An 18,757-nucleotide genomic window follows, 5' to 3' on the forward strand; every position below is an offset into this window, starting at 1 on the left:
TTCTAGAGATCGGAGTAATGAAATGAAATATAGCAATTTAGAAGAGTGTGTTAATGATTTAGAGAAACACGGACATTTAGTTCGTATTCATGAAGAAGTGGACCCTTATCTAGAGATGGCGGCGATTCACCTAAAGGTTTATGAGGCTGGTGGACCTGCATTATTATTTGAAAATGTAAAAGGCTCGAAGTTTCGGGCCGTATCTAACCTTTTTGGAACGATAGAGCGCAGTAAGTTTATCTTTCGGCGTACTTGGGACTCCACACATAACGTAATTGCCCTTCGCAACGATCCCGTAAAAGCACTCAAAAATCCATTTAAATATGTTGGTACCGGATTATCCGCGAGAAAAGCATTGCCTGTTAAAAAGCCAGGGGGTCTGCCAAGCGGTTTTCAGGAAATTAGTATCTCTGATCTTCCGCTAATCACACATTGGCCGGGAGATGGTGGTGCTTTTGTAACCTTGCCGCAGGTGTATTCAGAAGATCCGGACAAGCGGGGCATTATGAACTCCAATCTGGGAATGTACCGTGTGCAGCTGACTGGAAATGAGTATGAATTAAATAAAGAAGTGGGCATTCATTATCAAATTCATCGCGGCATTGGCGTACATCAGGAAAAAGCGAACCGCCAAGGACAACCGCTTAAAGTGAGTTGTTTTATCGGTGGACCACCCGCTCACTCTTTATCGGCGGTTATGCCTTTGCCTGAGGGAATGAGTGAGATGATCGTTGCAGGATTACTTTCAGGACGCCATTTCAGCTATAGCTATGTGGATGGTTATTGTATAAGCAATGATGCGGACTTTGTAATAACAGGTGAAATTCACCCTGGTGAGACGAAGCCGGAGGGGCCTTTTGGCGACCATTTAGGCTATTATAGCTTGGTTCACCCTTTCCCAGTAATGAGAGTACATAAAGTGTACGCCAGAAAAAATGCAATCTTTCCATTTACGGTTGTCGGCCGGCCGCCACAAGAGGATACCGCGTTTGGTGAGTTAATTCACGAGCTGACAGGTGGGGCTATCCGCCAAGAAATTCCGGGCGTCAAAGAAGTTCATGCAGTCGATGCTGCGGGTGTTCATCCCCTGCTGTTCGCCATTGGCAGTGAACGTTATACGCCTTATCAGCAAGTAAAGCAGCCAGCGGAAATTCTGACCATTGCTAACCGGATTTTAGGGACGGGTCAGCTTAGTTTAGCTAAGTTTTTGTTTATTACAGCAGAAGAGAATCAGCCTATCAGCACACATAATATCGAGGATTTCTTGACGTATATCTTAGAGCGGATTAATCTTCATAGAGATATTCATTTCTATACCAATACCACGATTGATACACTTGATTATTCCGGCACAGGATTAAACAGCGGAAGTAAAGTGATCTTCGCAGCAGTAGGGGATAAGAAAAGAGAGCTATGTACAGAGGTGCCAGGCCTGCTGAAAGAATTACAGGGATTTGAACATGCACGAATGGTGATGCCTGGTCTTGTTGCCCTTCAAGGCGCTAAATTCACAAGCTACGCTGAAGCAGCACTGGAAATGAACAAGCTTAGTGAAGCTATTCAGGAGCAAGGGTCACTTCCTTCTTGCCCAATGATTATTTTGTGTGATGATAGCGAGTTTTTGAGTGAAAAGATCGACAATTTCCTATGGGCGACGTTCACCCGAAGTAATCCATCTCATGATATCTATGGAGTGAACAGTTCTACTGAGTATAAACATTGGTCCTGTGACAACGTGATTATTGATGCTCGGGTAAAACCCCATCAAGCCCCGCCACTGATCCCGGACCCAACCGTTCAGAAGCATATCGAACGATTATTTGCGTCAGGTGGCAGTTTAAGCAGAGTTAAGATATAGAGAAACATTCATCGGCCTTCTTGGGAATCCAAGGAGGCCTATTTGCTGTTTGTGAAATGATTTTGCTCATATGAAATAAAAAAGGAATAGGGGTATTATGGGGTGTATGGTATATATTTACTATTAATATTGGGGAAGTGTTGTTCTGATGGAAATTATGGAAACCGAACGTTTATGGATTAGAAGGTTCTCAGCAGAGGATTGGAAAGACCTTCATGAATATTTGTCGCAAGAAAGTGTTGTGAAATATGAGCCCTATTCCGTGTTTAATGCAGATGAATCTCGCACTGAGGCGCTCAGACGGTCATCGGACCGTGCTTTTTGGGCAGTCTGTCTTAAATCTACGACAAAAATGATCGGCAACTTATATTTTCAAGCGAGCGAACCAAAGGTTTTTGGCGTTTGGGAATTTGGATATGTTTTTAACCCTGATTTTCAGGGAAGCGGGTATGCTACAGAGGCTTGTAATCAATTGTTAAACTATGGCTTTGATAATCTGAAAATGAGACGTGTGATTGCGAACTGTGATCCCGAAAATACACGCTCATGGAAACTGCTTGAACGATTGAAGCTTCGTCGAGAAGGACATTTTTTGCAGACGGGTTATTTTAAATATGATAGTAATGGAGAGCCAATCTGGCATGATACTTATTCCTATGGATTGCTCAGAAGCGAATGGTTAAGGATGAAGGAATAGCAAAACTGTTGTCGTGATCTCAAAAGCGGGTGTCCCCTCACTGATTCTTCTGTCCTAACTTCTTCCCAAATCGTAGGTTTTTATAACTATAGGCGAAGAAATTGAACGGTTTAGTGTATGATAAAATCTGTTTTTTAAATGTTCAGAGTGACACTTAGGTGGTAGTATCGTGTTGGATATGAGTGAAACTGGAATCATCTACCATCCAGCTGCCTGAGCAAAGAGGAGGGGATACGCGCACGAAGTGAACTTATATTTGAAGAACGAATGACAACGAAGCTTATTGTAAGCGTTTACTACAACGGGGCTAGATGCGTACTAAGTTCTTTCAATCATAAGAAAGCGGGTGAAGCACGGAAGATGAAGAGGAATAAGCTTGGAAATAAAATATTTATGGTGTTATTGTCGTGGATCTTCATTTGTTCATCAATACTTCCATCTACAACATTTGGGGGGCAACAGGCCAGTGCAGCTTCAGGCCCAATAACCTTGCAATATGATTTTGGAACAGCAACAAGTCCTGTTATGAGTGGTTATACAGGCGTGCATGAATCTGAATTATATACGAATGAGCTAGGGTATGGTTTAGATCAGGCGGTTGCTTCGAGGAATCGCTCGGGTGGAGACGATATGACCAACGATTTTGTATTGGGACTGTCCTATTCTTTTTTGGTGGATCTTCCTAATGGGGATTACGATGTGACTGTATACTCAGGAGATTTACTAGCGGGTACAAGTACAACCAAAACTACGATTACTTTGGAAGGTAGTACGGCTGGGTCGATAAGCAGCAAGCAAGCTGTAAATCAAGCTACCTACCGGACGACTGTTCAAGATGGTCAACTGACCGTCGGCATTACGGGTACAGGGGTTGGCGGATATTTAAATGGACTAATTATTCAGCAGATTGTACCAGGTCCATTGAAAGCCCCTGAGGGATTAGTGTTTCATAATATCACTCCCACTGAGGTATCTCTGGGGTGGAGCAGCGTGACAGAAGCAGTCTATTACAATATTTATCGAACGGTTCTTTCTAGTGGAACCCTTCAAGCCATAGGTCAAGCTGCTGCTAACAGCTACGTGGATTCAGATGTAAATGAAGGCAGTGGTTACATTTACAATGTGTCAGCTGTAAATGGAAAGGGTGAGGAGTCTGCTTTGAGCGCATCTGTGACCGTAGACAAAATTCCGGGGGTAGAGGTTCCCGCAGCACCAACCGGTCTTTCAATTGTCAGTGTCGGTGTAAGTTCTGTTCAACTGAATTGGAACAGTGTGGCTGGAGCTAGCCGCTATACGATCTTAAGGTCTGATTCAGCAGATGGAACATTCCATGAGATTGGTCAGTCAGAGAAGACGACATTTACGGATGCCTCAGCGGACACCTCAAAACAGCAATATTATGGGGTGAAGGCAGCCAATGACCAAGGCGAATCAGAGCTATCTAACAAGGTGGAAAGCGCCGTGTATACGCCTCCTGGAACTTTGCCAGAAGGGGATGTTTATTCCTTTGATTTTGGTCCGGGTGCTGTGGCTGAAGGTTATCTTAAGGTAGATGCAGGGGTATCTTATTCCTCTGAGGTTAAATATGGATTTACAGATATATCGAGAGTAACTGGGGTAGACCGAGGAACCTCAGATCCTTTGCGATCAGATTTTGTGGTTCCTAAGGATGCAACTTTTAATGTAGATTTACCGAATGGCGATTATACAGTGTCACTTATCGCTGGTGACAGCGCCGGAGATACAGAGATTGGCATCAAAGTCGAATCCATTCAAAAAGTTCAACAGACGAGCAAAACAGCAGGCCAGTATTTGGAAATGAGCTTTGACATTGCTTTAGTGGATGGACAAATGAACTTGGTGTTCTCTGGCACTAAGCCAAATATCAATGCACTGGTGATTACTAAGCAGCCAGACCGTCCTGCTAATGAATTGCCAACGGTTTATATTGCGGGTGATTCAACCGTGCAGACTTATGATCCTTATTGGATACCACAAGCAGGCTGGGGACAAATGATTCCTGATTTCTTTAGTGAGGAAGTAACGTTTAAGAATCACGCTATCGGAGGCCGCAGTTCTAAGTCATTTATTGTCGAGGGAAGGCTGGATGAAGTGCTGCGTAAGATCCAACCGGGTGATTATTTCCTGATCCAGTTTGGTCATAATGACGCAACGATTAGCGTTCCAGACCGATATGCTTCTCCAGCCGATTACAAAGTTTATTTAAAAACATATGTCAATGGAGCTAGGCAAAGAGGAGCAATTCCGATTCTGGTGACCCCCATGGGGCGCAGAGATTATAATGCTGCGAGCGAAAAATTCAATGTGAGCTTTCCAGAATATGTGCAGGCTATGAAAGAGGTAGCAAGTGAACTTGATGTTGATTTGGTCGATCTTAGCGCACTCAGTGTAGCTTTTTACAATTCTATCGGTTTTGCAGCTACACGCTCTGTATTCCTTCACCTCGATGCAGGGATATATGGTGCTTTCCCAAATGGCTCGACAGACGATACTCACTTTCAAGAATACGGAGCCATTCAAATGGCCCGTCTGCTGGCCAAAGGAATAGGGGAATTAAATATTCCACTCTCCAGCTTTGTGCAGGACATCAAACAGCCGGAAACGGTGCCTGTGAAGCCTGAAGGTCTTGTAGCTGGGAGTATCAGTAATGCAGGTGCAGTATTGAAATGGAATAAAGTAGAAGGTACAGATATCTATAAAATCTATCGTAAGCTAGCGGTAGAAGCCGAATCTGCTTATACATTAGCGGGAACTTCAACTGTCCCTTCATTGACATTAAGCGGGTTGGTTGAAGGTCAAAGCTACTCGGTAAGAGTGACTGCAGTGAACGGGCTAGGAGAGTCTGAGCCTTCAGATGAAGTGAAGCTGACTACGAAATCCGCTCAGTATCGTTATGATTTTGGACCTGTTGGTTCACCCGTTGCTGCGGGTTATACGGAAGTGAATGTGAATGTCCTGTATACCCCAGAACGTGGATATGGTTTGACCTCGAGTGCAGGGATGATTGATCGGGATCGGGGAAATGCGACGGACGATCTGCGCAGAGATTTTGTGATTTATTTTGGAGGATCGTATGAATTCAAAGTTGATTTACCCAATGGTTATTACTCTGTTAAGACCTATACAGGAGATTGGATTGGATCTGCCAAGACGAATGTAGCCATTGAAGGCAAAGATTACGGAACAGTCTCCTCAGGTAAGGAAAATATTGCTGAGAAGCTGTATAACCAGATTGCTGTCAAAGACGGGCAGATGAATCTTGTCTTTAGTGGCACAACCGCTCATCTCAATGGGCTGGAGATCACACCGTTATTATTAGCCCCAACGAATCTGAAACTGGGTAGCCTGGATTTAAACAGTGAGCCTATCACTGCTAATCTTTCTTGGGATAGTATGGAGGGTGCGCTGAAATACCGTGTATATCGTCAGGCTACGGTTGCGAATAGTGCAGAGCTGCTGGGCGAAACAACAGAGCCGCTCTACACAGATACCACTGCGGATATTGGTATGGAATATATCTATACGGTAACTTCGGTCGACAGCACGGGACTGGAATCTGTAGGCTCCAATGCGCTAAAAGTGTCTATGATTGACCCCTCCGTAGCAAAAGCAGCCGTACCTAGTGGTCTAGCGGTACAATCTACGAACAAAAATGATGTGACCTTTACTTGGAATGAGGTACCGGATGCACGGATGTTCAACATTTATCGTGCGAAATCCGCAGACAGTGAGTTCATCCTGATCGGCAAATCATTCGAAGCTTCGTACACAGACACGACCGTTCTGACTACCATTCCTTACTATTACAAAGTAGCCTCGGTAAATGCAGGCGGCATCTCTGATCTATCCGCTACGTTGGAAACCTCAGCGGTGACAACATTATACCGGAAGATGGAGGCGCTGGATCGTGCGCCTGTAGCGGTTAAGACAGATGAGGGTGTTTATATCAGCTGGCGGATGTTAGGTCTGGATCCGGAAACGATAGGATTCAATCTGTATCGTGGCGATAAGAAACTTAATGATTCGTTGATTACTCAAAACACGAACTATCTCGATACTAAAGGCACGGAGGATGCCAAATATAGAATCACATCAGTAATCAATGGAGTCGAGAAATCTGCTTCGGAACCATTCAGCGTATGGCAGAAGCAATATCTATCGATCCCTTTGCAAAAGCCAGCAGATGATTACACCAAGGATGGTCAACCGTATACGTATAGTGCGGGAGATGCAAGTGTAGGTGATTTGGACGGTGATGGTGTATATGAAATCATCATGCTGTGGTCACCTTCGAACAGCAAGGATAACTCTCAAGCTGGGTATACTGGACTTGTCTATATGGACGCTTATAAATTAGATGGAACTCGCTTATGGCGGATTAATTTAGGGCCTAATATTCGTGCCGGCGCACACTATTCTCCATTCCTGGTATATGATCTGGATAGTGATGGACGTGCCGAAATTATGATAAAAGACGGCAGATGGCACAGTGGATGGTCAAGGAAAAGTCATCGGCAATGCCAGTGCAGACTATCGTAACAGTTCGGGTTATGTGCTGCTGGGCAATGAATATTTAACGGTGTTCGAAGGGGCAACAGGCCGGGCATTGGATACCGTTGATTATGATCCGCCACGTGGAGATGTTGGCGCTTGGGGGGATACCTATGGTAACCGTGTAGACCGCTTTTTGGCAGCTGTAGCTTATTTAGACGGCGAGCAGCCAAGCGTGATTTTTAGCCGCGGTTATTATACTAGAACCGTACTTGCAGCTTACAATTATCGCGAGGGCAAGCTCGAGAAAGTATGGCGTTTCGATTCTAATGATGAAGGATATGGAGACTACGTTGGTCAAGGAAACCACAATCTTTCTGTAGGCGATGTGGACGGCGACGGCAAGGACGAAATAACCTTCGGCGCGATGGCAATCGACGATGACGGATTGCCGCTGTATAATACAAAGCTTGGCCATGGTGATGCAATTCATTTCGGAGACCTTGATCCTACCAGACCCGGGCTGGAAGTCTTTGATGTTCATGAGCATACCGATTCGAAGTATGGGATTGAAATGCGTGATGCAGCTACAGGAGAAATATTATGGGGTGTATTCACGGGGATTGACACTGGGCGGGGAATGTCAGCAGATATTGATCCGCGATATGCTGGCGAAGAGGTATGGGCTGCAACGATCACCAATGAGGAGCATATACCTGTTACGGGCCTATACAGTGCGCAAGGGGAACTAATCACTAAAAAACTGCCTTCCTCCACGAATTTTGGTATTTGGTGGGATGGTGATCTTTTACGTGAATTACTGGATGCGAATCGAGTGGATAAGTGGGACTATACCAATCAGACAACGGTTAACTTATTCACGGCTGTAGGTGCTTCTTCAAATAATGGCACCAAGGCGAATCCAAGCTTGCAGGCAGATCTGTTCGGGGATTGGCGTGAAGAAGTGATCTGGCGGGCAACGGACAGTTCTGAACTACAGATCTACACAACAACGGATATGACAGATTATCGTATTCGCACATTGATGCATGATCCGATCTACCGCCTGGCAGTAGCTTGGCAAAATGTAGGCTATAATCAACCTCCGCACCCTGGATTCTTTCTTGGTGAAGGGATGGAACAACCAGCGGCTCCAAAAATTCAATATGTAGGCTCACCGGGAGAAACTGAAGATACTACACCACCTACGATTTCTGGTTTACCTTCTGCTCAAATGAGTGAAACGGATGTATTGAAGGTGCAGGTCGTAGCGGAAGATCCAGAGTCTGGTATTCGCAGTCTGGATATTACTTTTGATGGTAAACCTGTCGTTTATGGAGATGAGATTCCACTCACAGGGCTTGCGGGAGCGCATACGTTCATCGCAACAGCCATTAATAACGCTGGACTTTCGACGACAGAACAAGTGATTGTGTTCGTAAGTGGACCTCAGAAGGCTACAGGTGTTCCGGGGCAATGGGTTCTATCCAATAATAATGGGCAGGATACAGGACTTTTGGACGGGGATTACCAAATCACAATGAATATGTGGTGGGGCAATAATGGTACGGTCTACAAGCTATATGAGAACGGTGCCTTAATCGACACGCAAACCTTACGTGATGATTCCCCAGCTGCACAGACTGCAGTGACTAATATTACCGGAAAAGAAAACGGAACCTACACCTATACGGCTGAGCTAACCAATTCTTTTGGCACAACGGTGTCTGCTGCTCATGTGGTTATCGTGAAGGATGCTGCACCAGCTAAGCCGGTGTTGTCCAATGACAACTGGGATGGTGATGGAGAGTATAAAGTGACTATGAATTTATGGTGGGGGATGAACGGCAAAGAGTATCGCTTGTATGAGAACGGAATACTGATCGATACTCAGACTTTAACAGCGGGTACCCCAAACGCACAAACGGCTTCTACTTCTATCACTAACCGTTCTCCAGGCATCTATGAATACCGGGCTGAACTGTTGAATGATCAAGGGGTAAATGAGAGTGCGATCATGAAAGTTACGGTAAAATAACTGAATATTTGTTAAAAAAGCGCCTAAGTCGGTAATATCCGGCTAGGCGCTTTTTTTAGATTATCTAAGATTTAAAGGATTCTGCAAGACTAATTCTCCTATCAGCCTCATATGAATCTAAACAACGAATGATAGGGGGGATTGTAAATATGGATTTGACGCATATGATCTCAAAGCTTGTGGTAGTTATACATGTTATAGCATCCATAGTGGGAATTGGACCAGCTTTTGTGCTGCCAATACTGACAAGCTCAGCCAAGACAGGCAGTCAGCTTCGTTTTGTATTTGGTCTTATGAAGAAAATAAACAGATTCCCTAAGACAGGTGGGATCACCCTGATCGTTACAGGTATTTTGTTAATGATCATAGATAAAATGGGCTTGTCGGTGTTGTGGTTAAATCTGTCGTTATTATTTTTTATCGTGATCGAAGTGATTATTATTGGAATGGTTGAGCCCCGATTGAAAAAGCTAACCCAGCTCGTAATGACCAGCGAAGGGGAAGAAATTCCTGATGGTTACACTACCGCTATGAACAAGATCGCTCCGCTAGAAGCGGCAGTTCATGTACTTACTATCGTCATTATTATATTAATGGTAGTAAAGCCGGTATAAGATCATAACGCCTATTCTCAATGATCTCTTCATAATCGCGGATGAGTCCATCAAAAATATTCTCCCAAGAGCGGCCGAGTGCCAGCTGTCGACCTTCATGCCCCATAGCAGCTAGCTTTTGAGGGTGCTCTACATATGCACAAATCTCACGAATAAAAGCATCCGGGCAGCGGGGCTCGACAATTACTCCTGTGCGGCCGGGTGTGACCAGATCCTTCACCCCACCTTCATTTACTGCGAGGACAGGCAGTCCTGAGGCCATAGCCTCTAAGACAACATTACCGAAGGTTTCTGTACTGGAAGGGAAGATGAACAGATCTGCGGAGGCATATAATTGGGCAAGCTCGTCACCATGTTTATAGCCTGTAAACGTGACATTATGCGGCGCCTGTGCCCGCATTTCCGGCAGAAGGGGACCGTCTCCAACGACCAGCCAATGAACCTGAGATTGCGTAGATTCGGGCAATTGCTGCATGGCGAGAGCAAGCGTCTGTATATCTTTTTCAGGGGCGATTCTTCCCACATATAGAAGCAGTAACGGTGCGGTAATTCCGTAGCGCTCACGGACCTCATGGCTGCGTTTTTTGGGGGTATACTGCTGGCAGTCGATGCCTCTGGACCATAGCTTCAGGCGATGAAAGCCTTGAGCTTGGAGGGAATCGAGGGTTTCGTAGGATGGTGCAAAGGTGGCATCACAGGAGCGGTGAAACCACTTCATGTATTTCCAATAGAGCGGAGCGATTTTTTTCATCCGGTAATATTCAAGATAGCGGTCAAAATGGGTATGATAGGAGGCGACATGGGGCAGATCATGTTTGCGCGCATAACGAAGGCCGCAGAGACCGATATTGAACGGAGTTGCCATATGAAGCAGATCGGGACGAAAAGCTTTCAGCTCTGATTGGATAGAGGACATATTGGGCAGTGCGAGTCTACATTCAGGGTATAAGAAAAAGGGGATGCTGGTAATGGGACGTATGGGATCGGCATAACTGTCTTCAGGAGCAGATTTTGGTGAGAAAAGCAGATGTTCAATACCGCGCTCTTTCAAATGGGTGGTTAATCGTTGAAGCGTACGTGAAACTCCGTTGGTTTGCGGAAGAAATGTGTCCGTGAATAAAGCAAGACGCATGGAACCCCTCCCAGGTACTCTTGATGCCCTGATCATAACAGGCGATTATTTGATGGAGGTCAAACGGATGTTAAACAGAATATAAAAATCCACTGCACCAGGTAAGATAAAGAGGTGTGCAGTGGATTTATTAGTTTTAATGGGATGAAGCCCTACAAGGATTCGTATATCTGTTGCAAAAAGGTAATGCTTTCTCCTAAATGTGACTCAGGAGTGCTTTCCAGGATTCCTTGAATATGAGGACGTTCATATTTCATATAACGAAGGATCGGCTCAAACTCTAGCCACCCTTGACCTACAGGGACTATTTTTATGGCTCCTTCTTGGACGATAAAGTCTTTTAAATGAATGACAGCAATTCGATTTCCTAGAAGCTTCAAAGCCTCCGTAATAATAGCTTCTTGATGCAAGTAATTTGTAGGCGACATTAGATTTGCGCAATCCAATATGACCTGAAGATTGTTAGAAGGGACTTCATCCAGAAGTCGGCGGGTTAAGGGCGCGGTGTACAGCGGATGATGAAGTCCTGCTTCGATTCCTACCGTCACACCAAAACGTTCGGCCTCCGCCACCATGGCCTTAACTGATGCCACCACCTCTTGGAAGGCTTCTTCTGTAAAATTATCTGTGGTATACCCAAGTCCCACACTTCCGGTTTCCGTACCTACCAGACTAGCGCCGAAATCCCGGGCCAAGCGCAGATGGGTATTAAATGCGGCTAACGCTTGCGCCCGTTTGTGAGGATCGGTGTCTACAATATTTACATAGCAGCCCAGAACCGCAATCTGAATACCTGCCTGTCTAAAGGCATTGCCATAATAGCTGGCTGTTCCAGGGCTTATAGCCGTCAGGCTAGGGGCACTATCAGGAAAAGATTTCTTAAGTGCGAACTGGATATGAGTGAAATGATAGGACTTAATCTTCTCAATTAACTCTTGCAATGGAACTTGTGTGAAATCATGTGCTCGAACACCTAGTTGAAGGGGAATGCTCATATGATCGATCGCTCCTATTAGTATTGTTGTTTGTGAGGTGCTAATTTGTCCCAGTCAAAGGTAACACCAGTGCCCGTTACTTCTGGCGCAACTGCCATCCCATTGTCTTTATTAATCACTAGCGGACGTGTAGTGTATTGATCGATAGGGAAGCTATGCATTTCGAGATAACCTGCATTTGGCATAGCTGCTAACAAACTAACGTGCAATTCCTGCATTCCATGTGTGGAAACGGAAAGGTTATAGGCTTGTGTTAAGTGAGCTACCTTTAACCAGCCCGTTATCCCGCCTATATTGGAAGCATCAGGTTGAGGAAAATCAACATGACCATATTGCAGCATGTGATGGAATTCGGTTAATGTGCGCAAGTTCTCTCCGCCTGCAACGGCCATTCCTGTTTCTTCAGCAATCCGTGCATAGCCGACATAATCTTCCGGAATCGTTGGTTCTTCTAAAAAGAGAATGTCGTATTTCAAAAATTCACGTGCGGCTTTTATCGCTTTTTCCACACTCCAGCTCATATTGGCATCGACCATAAAGGCTACATCCGGGCCGACCAATTGGCGTACCGCAGCCACTCGTTCCACATCTTCAGCTAATGTTTTTTGGCCTAGTTTAATTTTGACAGCCTGGAGGCCCATATCTAAGTATTTTTGATTGTTGCGCAGGAGCTTTTCTAATGGGAAGTTTAAATCAATCGCTCCACCATAACATTTGACCTCATTGCTTGCGCCACCCAGAAGTTTGTAGAGAGGTTCATCTGCTTTCTTTGCACGTAAATCCCATAACGCAATGTCACATGCCGCAATGGCGAAGCTAGCCAAGCCCCCGCGAGCAACATAATGTATTCCCCAGTTCATCTGCTCCCAGATACTTTCCACACAGCTGGCGTCTTTGCCAACTAAGATATGTGTTAATTCATTAGCAATTAGTGAGCAGATCGCTTTGCCGCCAAATCCGCCAGTATAGGTATAACCTACACCTTCACGACCGTCATCCGTTCTAATTTTGACAATGGGAACTTCAAAATGAGTATGCAAGCCATGTTTAGCATCCTCCATGATTTCTGGCAAAGGGATACGATAGTACTCCGTAATAACTTCTTTAATTAGAGACATCTTTGATCACTCCTTATAAAAGTTGTTGTAAGTTTGATAGAGATGAGGCTGTATTTTGTTTAAGAGCTTGAACCACAAGTTTAGCAATTTCCCGGGCACCTTCATCTGAGAAATGAGTATCATCCGTAACCCCATTTGGGTAATTGGGATGTGTTTTCGCTGGCAAATGCATGAATAACTTCTTGGATTCCTCTTCGCCTAATGAACGATAGAGCGCTTGCGAGGCTGGGAAAATATCAAGTAGCGGAGTGTGCGTTTCTTCAGCCACTTGTCTCATTACCTCGGGATAAGCACCTACAGCAAACGGGTCCAGCTCTCCATCGGCGTTAAAGCGGCGGCGACTTACAGAGGTTAACAGAACCGGAGTCCCCCCTAGCTGCCTAGCAGCATCTATATATTGAATGAGATTATGGCGATATTCGGTTTCAGGATCGGTGTAACGTAATGGATCCTCTTTTTTCTCATCGTTATGTCCAAATTGAATAAACAGGTAGTCGCCGGGTTGGAAGTCTTTTCTGATAGCATCGAGGCGGCCGTCTGTTATGAACGATTTGGTGCTTCGACCATTAATTGCACGATTCTGGATTTGAATAGAAGTCCGAAAATAACTTTGCAGGTATTCTCCCCAGCCGGTCATAGGTTTTTCTCCAGCGCCTTTAATGGCCGCAGTGGAATCGCCTGCAATAAATAGTTGTTGTCTCATAAGGTCTTCTTCTCCTTTAACGTATTGGCGTTCCCTTAACCAATTCTCAGCAAGGGAAAGCCATTGCTGGCAATGAGGGTGTTCTTTTGCAAGCCCTAAACCATGCCGCCCTTCTTCAAAGATATGTAATTCAAAAGGAATTCCCTGATTAGACAGGGCAGAGGCGAACAACAGACTATTCTCCACGGGAACGCTGGCATCGTTCGCTGTTGTCCAGATAAAGGTTGGAGGTGTGAGTGAATCCACCTGGGCTTCTGAGGAAAAGGAGTCAAGCTCCGCTTGTGATGGGTCGTCTCCAAGAAAATGTAGCCGGCTTCCCTTGTGCGAATGGGGCTCTTGGAAAGTGATTACAGGGTAACCTAATAGAAGAAGGTTTGGTTTCTCTGCTCTAGTGGTAGAAAAGATAGAAGCTAAGTGTCCTCCTGCCGAGAATCCAATCATCCCTACTTTGTCTGAGATCAAATTCCAAGCTTTGGGTGCTTCCCTAATCCATTTGAGAGCTTCCTCAACATCATTTAACAAAGAAGAGACGTTGAAATCTCCGACCTGATAATCTAGTACACCTGCATGAATACCTAGACTGTTTAGCCATTGAGCCACAGGTTCTCCTTCATGTTTGGCTAAGTGCTGATAACCTCCACCAGGCAATACCAATATAAAAGGACGGGGGTGATCCGTCTCGAGCGGATAGAGGGTGAGTAGTGAGGTTTCCTGAGAAATCGCATCTTGTTCTACACGGTTAGTATTTAGACGAAAGTTCAACATTGCGTTCAAATTCCTCCCTAAATGGTTATATGCACACGTTAACATATTTTCCGAAAAAAAGAGAGACTCTTTTTTTTTAGATTCGGCCTTGAACGATTTTTTTGTGATTTTTACATAGATTCGTCAAATGTTGGTTTGGATTTAGTGCCTGTGTTGTTATCCCGGTACTGTCCAGGGGTCATCCCTTCCTGTTTACGGAAAGATCGAATGAAATTTTGAGAATTGTTGTATCTTAATTTGGCTGCAATATCTTTGATCGGCATATCGGTTTCCTGCAGCCATTTTTTCGCCATTTTAAATCGGTACATCGTTAAATATTCGCTGAAATAGTATTGGGTCTCCTTACGGAAGACACTGCTGATATAGTTGGCGTTGTAATGCAGCCGTGAAGCGCATTCTTCCAAGGTTAGATCCGTATCATATTCATGTTGGATCAGATCAATGATTTTCTCAGAGATGTTTTGGTATTGGGCATTTTGCCTGCTGATAAAAATTTTGATCATCGGGTAAATGACCATGCTCCAGAACCAATCCTCAATCTCAGCCACGGTATGAAGGTCATGTAATTCCTCAAAAATAGAGCCATTAGCATGATAGATCTGATTTAAGCTAATGCCCGATTCCTGCATCATAATGAGCAAGTTATTGAGTAAGCGGGTCAACGGGATTTGATATTCCTGTGGTGAAAGCTCAAGGGCAAAGATAGATTTAAAAAGCAAATGAATCAGTTCCTTGGCTTTATCCGTTTCAGCCAGCTTGATCGCATCCATTAGATCGTTTTCTTTATGCGTAGGGTAGTTCAAGTTCAGATAATGTTTGCCGGAGTTAATGTTCTCATATTGAATAATAACGCCTTTGCCAAGCTTAATGCGATGCTTCAGTGCTTCAAGACCTTCTCTGTAGGCGATGGCTAGTTTATCGAAGGCGTTGAAGGGCAGGCTCAGCCCAATACTCACCTGCACCTTTAGATAATTATTTATTTCTTGCTGCAGCTTCTCCGTTAACGAATACAGTGTCTTATGAAAAGACTGGGTATCGCAGTCTGGACTGCCCAATAATACGACTACCGCATGGTCCATGATCACTGGAGCCAGCCGTTGTTCAGGACAGATTAACTCTTCGATCATATTGTGGGCAGCGAACAATAAGAGGCTGAGATCTTTTTTCTCATAGCTGGAATCCTCGGCATAATCAATAGACAACGTAATTACTGCCATGGTTTTCCATTCTTCAAGCTGGGTTTGGTAGCCGAATTGCCCTAATTCTTCGAGCAAATCACGTTTTTTAACATTGCCGTGGAAGGCATTGATCAGAAAAAATGTACGAACCTGCTGAAAGTGTTGCCGGACTTCTTTTTCCAGCTGTGATTTGGATTGGAACAAAGAATGAACTTGTTCTCCTATAATCTGAAATTCATTGCGATGTCTCGATTTAATATCCGGTTTGCGTTGGCCCATCTGATTAAGCAGTCTTTCGATAGGGGTGTACATACGTCTGGAACCGATCCATGCTAGAAGAATGGAGAACAAGAGCATAATGGTGCACACGATTATCGTAAACATCCCGATTTTATTGGACTCCTTCGTCAAGCTTTCCATAGAAGTAACCGATAGATAAACCCAGCCATTTAACTGAGAACGCATGAAAGTGACGGAGTAATTCTTTTTATTAATCACAGTCTTGAACTGTCCGGATTGTTTAGAAGGATCAGAGATTAAAGGGACTTCTTTAAATCCGCCTTGCTCTTTAGGTTTTCCGATTAAGCTGGTATCCGGATGGAGCAGGAAGCGGCCAGCTTGATCCAGAACGATAATGTCATCGAGTGGCTGCACATCTGAATTAATGAAATCCTGAAGACTGCAGACCGGAATATTAGCTAGGGCAAGCCCATATTTTTGCAGCTTATTGGTGGGAAGCTTTTTGATAAGACTGATGCTGTAATTGCAGCCAGTGACGTTAATGCTCTCCTCGCTATAAAATAAGGACGATGGATTCAAAATCCATGAAGTATCGTCAGCTATATTCATTAGATTAGAGAGTTGCGCGTGGTTTTTGTATTCATTCAGACGGTAGACGCCTGAATTTTTGATCATCCAGTTCTGCTGCTGATTGAGCAGGATGACATCCTCAAGTTTCGTATCGAAGGATTGCATATTGCGGATTTCGTTTCTTAAATCATTATATAAAATGAAATCGGTTTCATTTAAAGGGTTATTTAGTGCTTTTTTTAATACACTAGAGTTGATTACTTGGTTTAATGTTTGATTGACAGTTGTTAACTTATGTTCTACATTTGAGGTGATTTGTAATATAAGTTCCATTTTACTGTTGTTTACGTTCTTTTGGATCTCATTAGATGATGTGAAATAGGAAAAAGAACCGATGAATATCACCGGCAACGTGCTAATTACAAAGGCAAAAATCGTTAATTTACTTAAAAAGCTTAATGGTCTCACGGGACTCAGCACCTTTACTTATGTAGAAGTAGACACTTGTTCTTAGTGTATGAAACCTGGTGGAAAATAACAATAATCATCTCGTTCTGCAATAATCATTAACCCTAATTATGACTACAAAATGGAAAATCTTCAAGCTGTAGGGTGAAAATCCTTACAATACCTTAGGAGGCTGTAGAAATGTTTAGACAATTTTTGTGTAGAAGGGCAACGTTATGTTGCTGCTTATTTTTCATGCTTGTTTTCCCTATGTTAAGCGCTTGCAGTGATGGAAAGTCAGCTGGTTCTGTACTGCAAGAAGCTCGCCCGAGCATCTCCATCTTGGCACCCCTTCATTTTCCACAGCAGCCTTCAAAAAAGATTATGGCTGAGATTGAAAGATTAACAGGGGTGGAGCTTGATATCACGTGGGTGCCTGAGGGTGTTTATACCGATAAAATGAATACAGCGTTGACCACTAATTCCTTGGGAAAAGTCACCTTTGTGAAGTTCTCAGACTATAATCTGGTGAAAAACGCCATCCGTTCTGAAGCATTTTGGGAGATCGGCCCATATCTTCAGGAGTTCCCCAATCTTAAAGCACTGGACCCCGCTATTCTTAAGCAGACCGCTGTTGATGGTAAGATCTACGGCCTGTATACAGAACGCCCTTCCTCCAGACAGGGTGTCATAATACGTAAGGATTGGCTGGACACTCTTCATTTAAGCAATCCACAGACCTTAGATGACCTATATGAAGTAATGAGGCAATTTACATATAACGATCCGGATCAGAATGGCAAACAAGATACCCTTGGATTAGTCGATCGTAATGATCTTGTTTATGGTGTATTTAAGACACTAAGCTCTTATTTTGGCACACCAAATAATTGGAAGCTAGAGAATCATCAATTTGTTCCGGAATTCGTAACAGCGGAGTATATGAACACAATGAATTTTATGAAGAAATTATATGATGAAAAAATCATAAATCAGGACTTTGCTCTTACCAGTAAAGAGGTTCAACGCGATAAATTCATTAACGGTATCGCTGGTGTGTTTATTGGCAGCATGACTGATGTGCAGCGGTTGTCAATTGAAGCTCAAGCATACAATCCAAAGGCTGAACTTACGCTGATCAATCGTATCGAGGGGCCTGATGGATATAAAGTGTGGTCTATCCCCAATTACAACGGACTGTATCTCTTTTCCAAAAGGTCCATTGCCACAGAGGAGGAGCTTCGGCAGGTGCTTGGATTTTTTGATCGGACCATGGATAAAGATGTAGCCAATATAATGATGTATGGCTTTGAGGGGCGGCATTATAAGCTTGAAGGCGGCAAAATTATCCTTCCCGAGGAAACCTCACAACTGCGGGTACAGGAAGTGAATCCGCTATATGCTTTAATGATTGCGGACATTAGTAATAAAAACATTATGGAAGTGGCTCAGAAGGAGCAATTAACCTCTCTAGCAGATCAGCTGAGTAAAGATAATGAATCTTTTCTGGTTGATGACCCGACAGTTTCTCTTAGCTCATCTACTTTTGATGAGAAGAATATGGAGTTATCTACAATCATTGTGGATGCTACATATAACTATATATTAGGTAACATTACCGTCGAGGGATTCCAGCAAGAGGTTGAGAAATGGAGAGCTCGTGGAGGCAATCTTATTATTAAGGAATATGCTGAGGCTGAGTTTGGGACAGAAAAGTAAATAGGTTAAAAAGGTTTTGATCCACTGCGGATAATGCGGTGGATTTTTTTTGTGCTGCGATATCCCGATAATCATTTGCTCAGATCCCTTTCAGAAGGCGCCGTTATGGGGAAATGATTGTTTTCGTAACCTTGCCGACGATGTAACGTGGAACTCGTAACCAATACAAAT

General features: G+C 44.0%; 9 protein-coding genes and 1 pseudogene. 5 read left to right on the forward strand and 5 right to left on the reverse strand.

The genetic code is table 11. From position 1 onward, the window contains the following. Positions 1-22: 22 nt before the first annotated feature. The 4 genes and pseudogenes from MHH50_RS09850 to MHH50_RS09865 all read left to right on the forward strand — a co-directional run bounded on the left by MHH50_RS09850 (position 23) and on the right by MHH50_RS09865 (position 9,719). Positions 23-1,858: a UbiD family decarboxylase gene (locus MHH50_RS09850; protein WP_340034247.1), complete on the forward strand. Its 1,836-nt coding sequence runs from the start codon at positions 23-25 to the stop codon at positions 1,856-1,858. Between the two features lie 148 nt (positions 1,859-2,006). Continuing rightward, entirely contained in the window at positions 2,007-2,555 is a 549-nt protein-coding gene (locus MHH50_RS09855; protein WP_175618910.1) for a GNAT family protein, read from the forward strand. Between the two features lie 360 nt (positions 2,556-2,915). Continuing rightward, positions 2,916-9,105, forward strand: a pseudogene (locus MHH50_RS09860) (SGNH/GDSL hydrolase family protein). A gap of 149 nt (positions 9,106-9,254) precedes the next feature. Beyond that, positions 9,255-9,719, forward strand: a complete 465-nt coding sequence (locus tag MHH50_RS09865) for a DUF2269 family protein (RefSeq protein WP_232061246.1) — start codon at positions 9,255-9,257, stop codon at positions 9,717-9,719. Here MHH50_RS09865 and MHH50_RS09870 read toward each other — a convergent pair. From MHH50_RS09870 to MHH50_RS09890, 5 genes are all read right to left on the reverse strand, one after another. Continuing rightward, positions 9,691-10,851 carry a glycosyltransferase family 1 protein gene (locus tag MHH50_RS09870; protein ID WP_340034248.1) on the reverse strand — a complete coding sequence of 387 codons (1,161 nt, stop codon included), beginning with the start codon at positions 10,849-10,851 and terminating at the stop codon, positions 9,691-9,693. The genes MHH50_RS09865 and MHH50_RS09870 overlap by 29 nt on opposite strands. A gap of 152 nt (positions 10,852-11,003) precedes the next feature. Beyond that, a complete protein-coding gene (locus MHH50_RS09875) occupies positions 11,004-11,846 on the reverse strand; it encodes a sugar phosphate isomerase/epimerase (protein WP_076301282.1) in 843 nt (280 codons plus the stop codon). A gap of 17 nt (positions 11,847-11,863) precedes the next feature. Then, positions 11,864-12,964: a mandelate racemase/muconate lactonizing enzyme family protein gene (locus tag MHH50_RS09880; protein ID WP_340034249.1), complete on the reverse strand. Its 1,101-nt coding sequence runs from the start codon at positions 12,962-12,964 to the stop codon at positions 11,864-11,866. Between the two features lie 13 nt (positions 12,965-12,977). Further along, entirely contained in the window at positions 12,978-14,432 is a 1,455-nt protein-coding gene (locus MHH50_RS09885) for a GDSL-type esterase/lipase family protein (RefSeq protein WP_076184309.1), read from the reverse strand. Between the two features lie 110 nt (positions 14,433-14,542). Then, a complete protein-coding gene (locus tag MHH50_RS09890) occupies positions 14,543-16,888 on the reverse strand; it encodes a helix-turn-helix domain-containing protein (protein WP_038569731.1) in 2,346 nt (781 codons plus the stop codon). A gap of 180 nt (positions 16,889-17,068) precedes the next feature. On the opposite strand from MHH50_RS09890, the gene MHH50_RS09895 reads away from it, so the two are divergent. Further along, positions 17,069-18,586, forward strand: coding sequence for an extracellular solute-binding protein (locus MHH50_RS09895; RefSeq protein ID WP_340034250.1), 1,518 nt, complete (start codon positions 17,069-17,071; stop codon positions 18,584-18,586). The last annotated feature ends 171 nt before the right edge of the window (positions 18,587-18,757 follow it).

The organism is Paenibacillus sp. FSL H3-0302 (assembly GCF_037982245.1).
Taxonomy (GTDB): domain Bacteria; phylum Bacillota; class Bacilli; order Paenibacillales; family Paenibacillaceae; genus Paenibacillus_AQ; species Paenibacillus_AQ odorifer.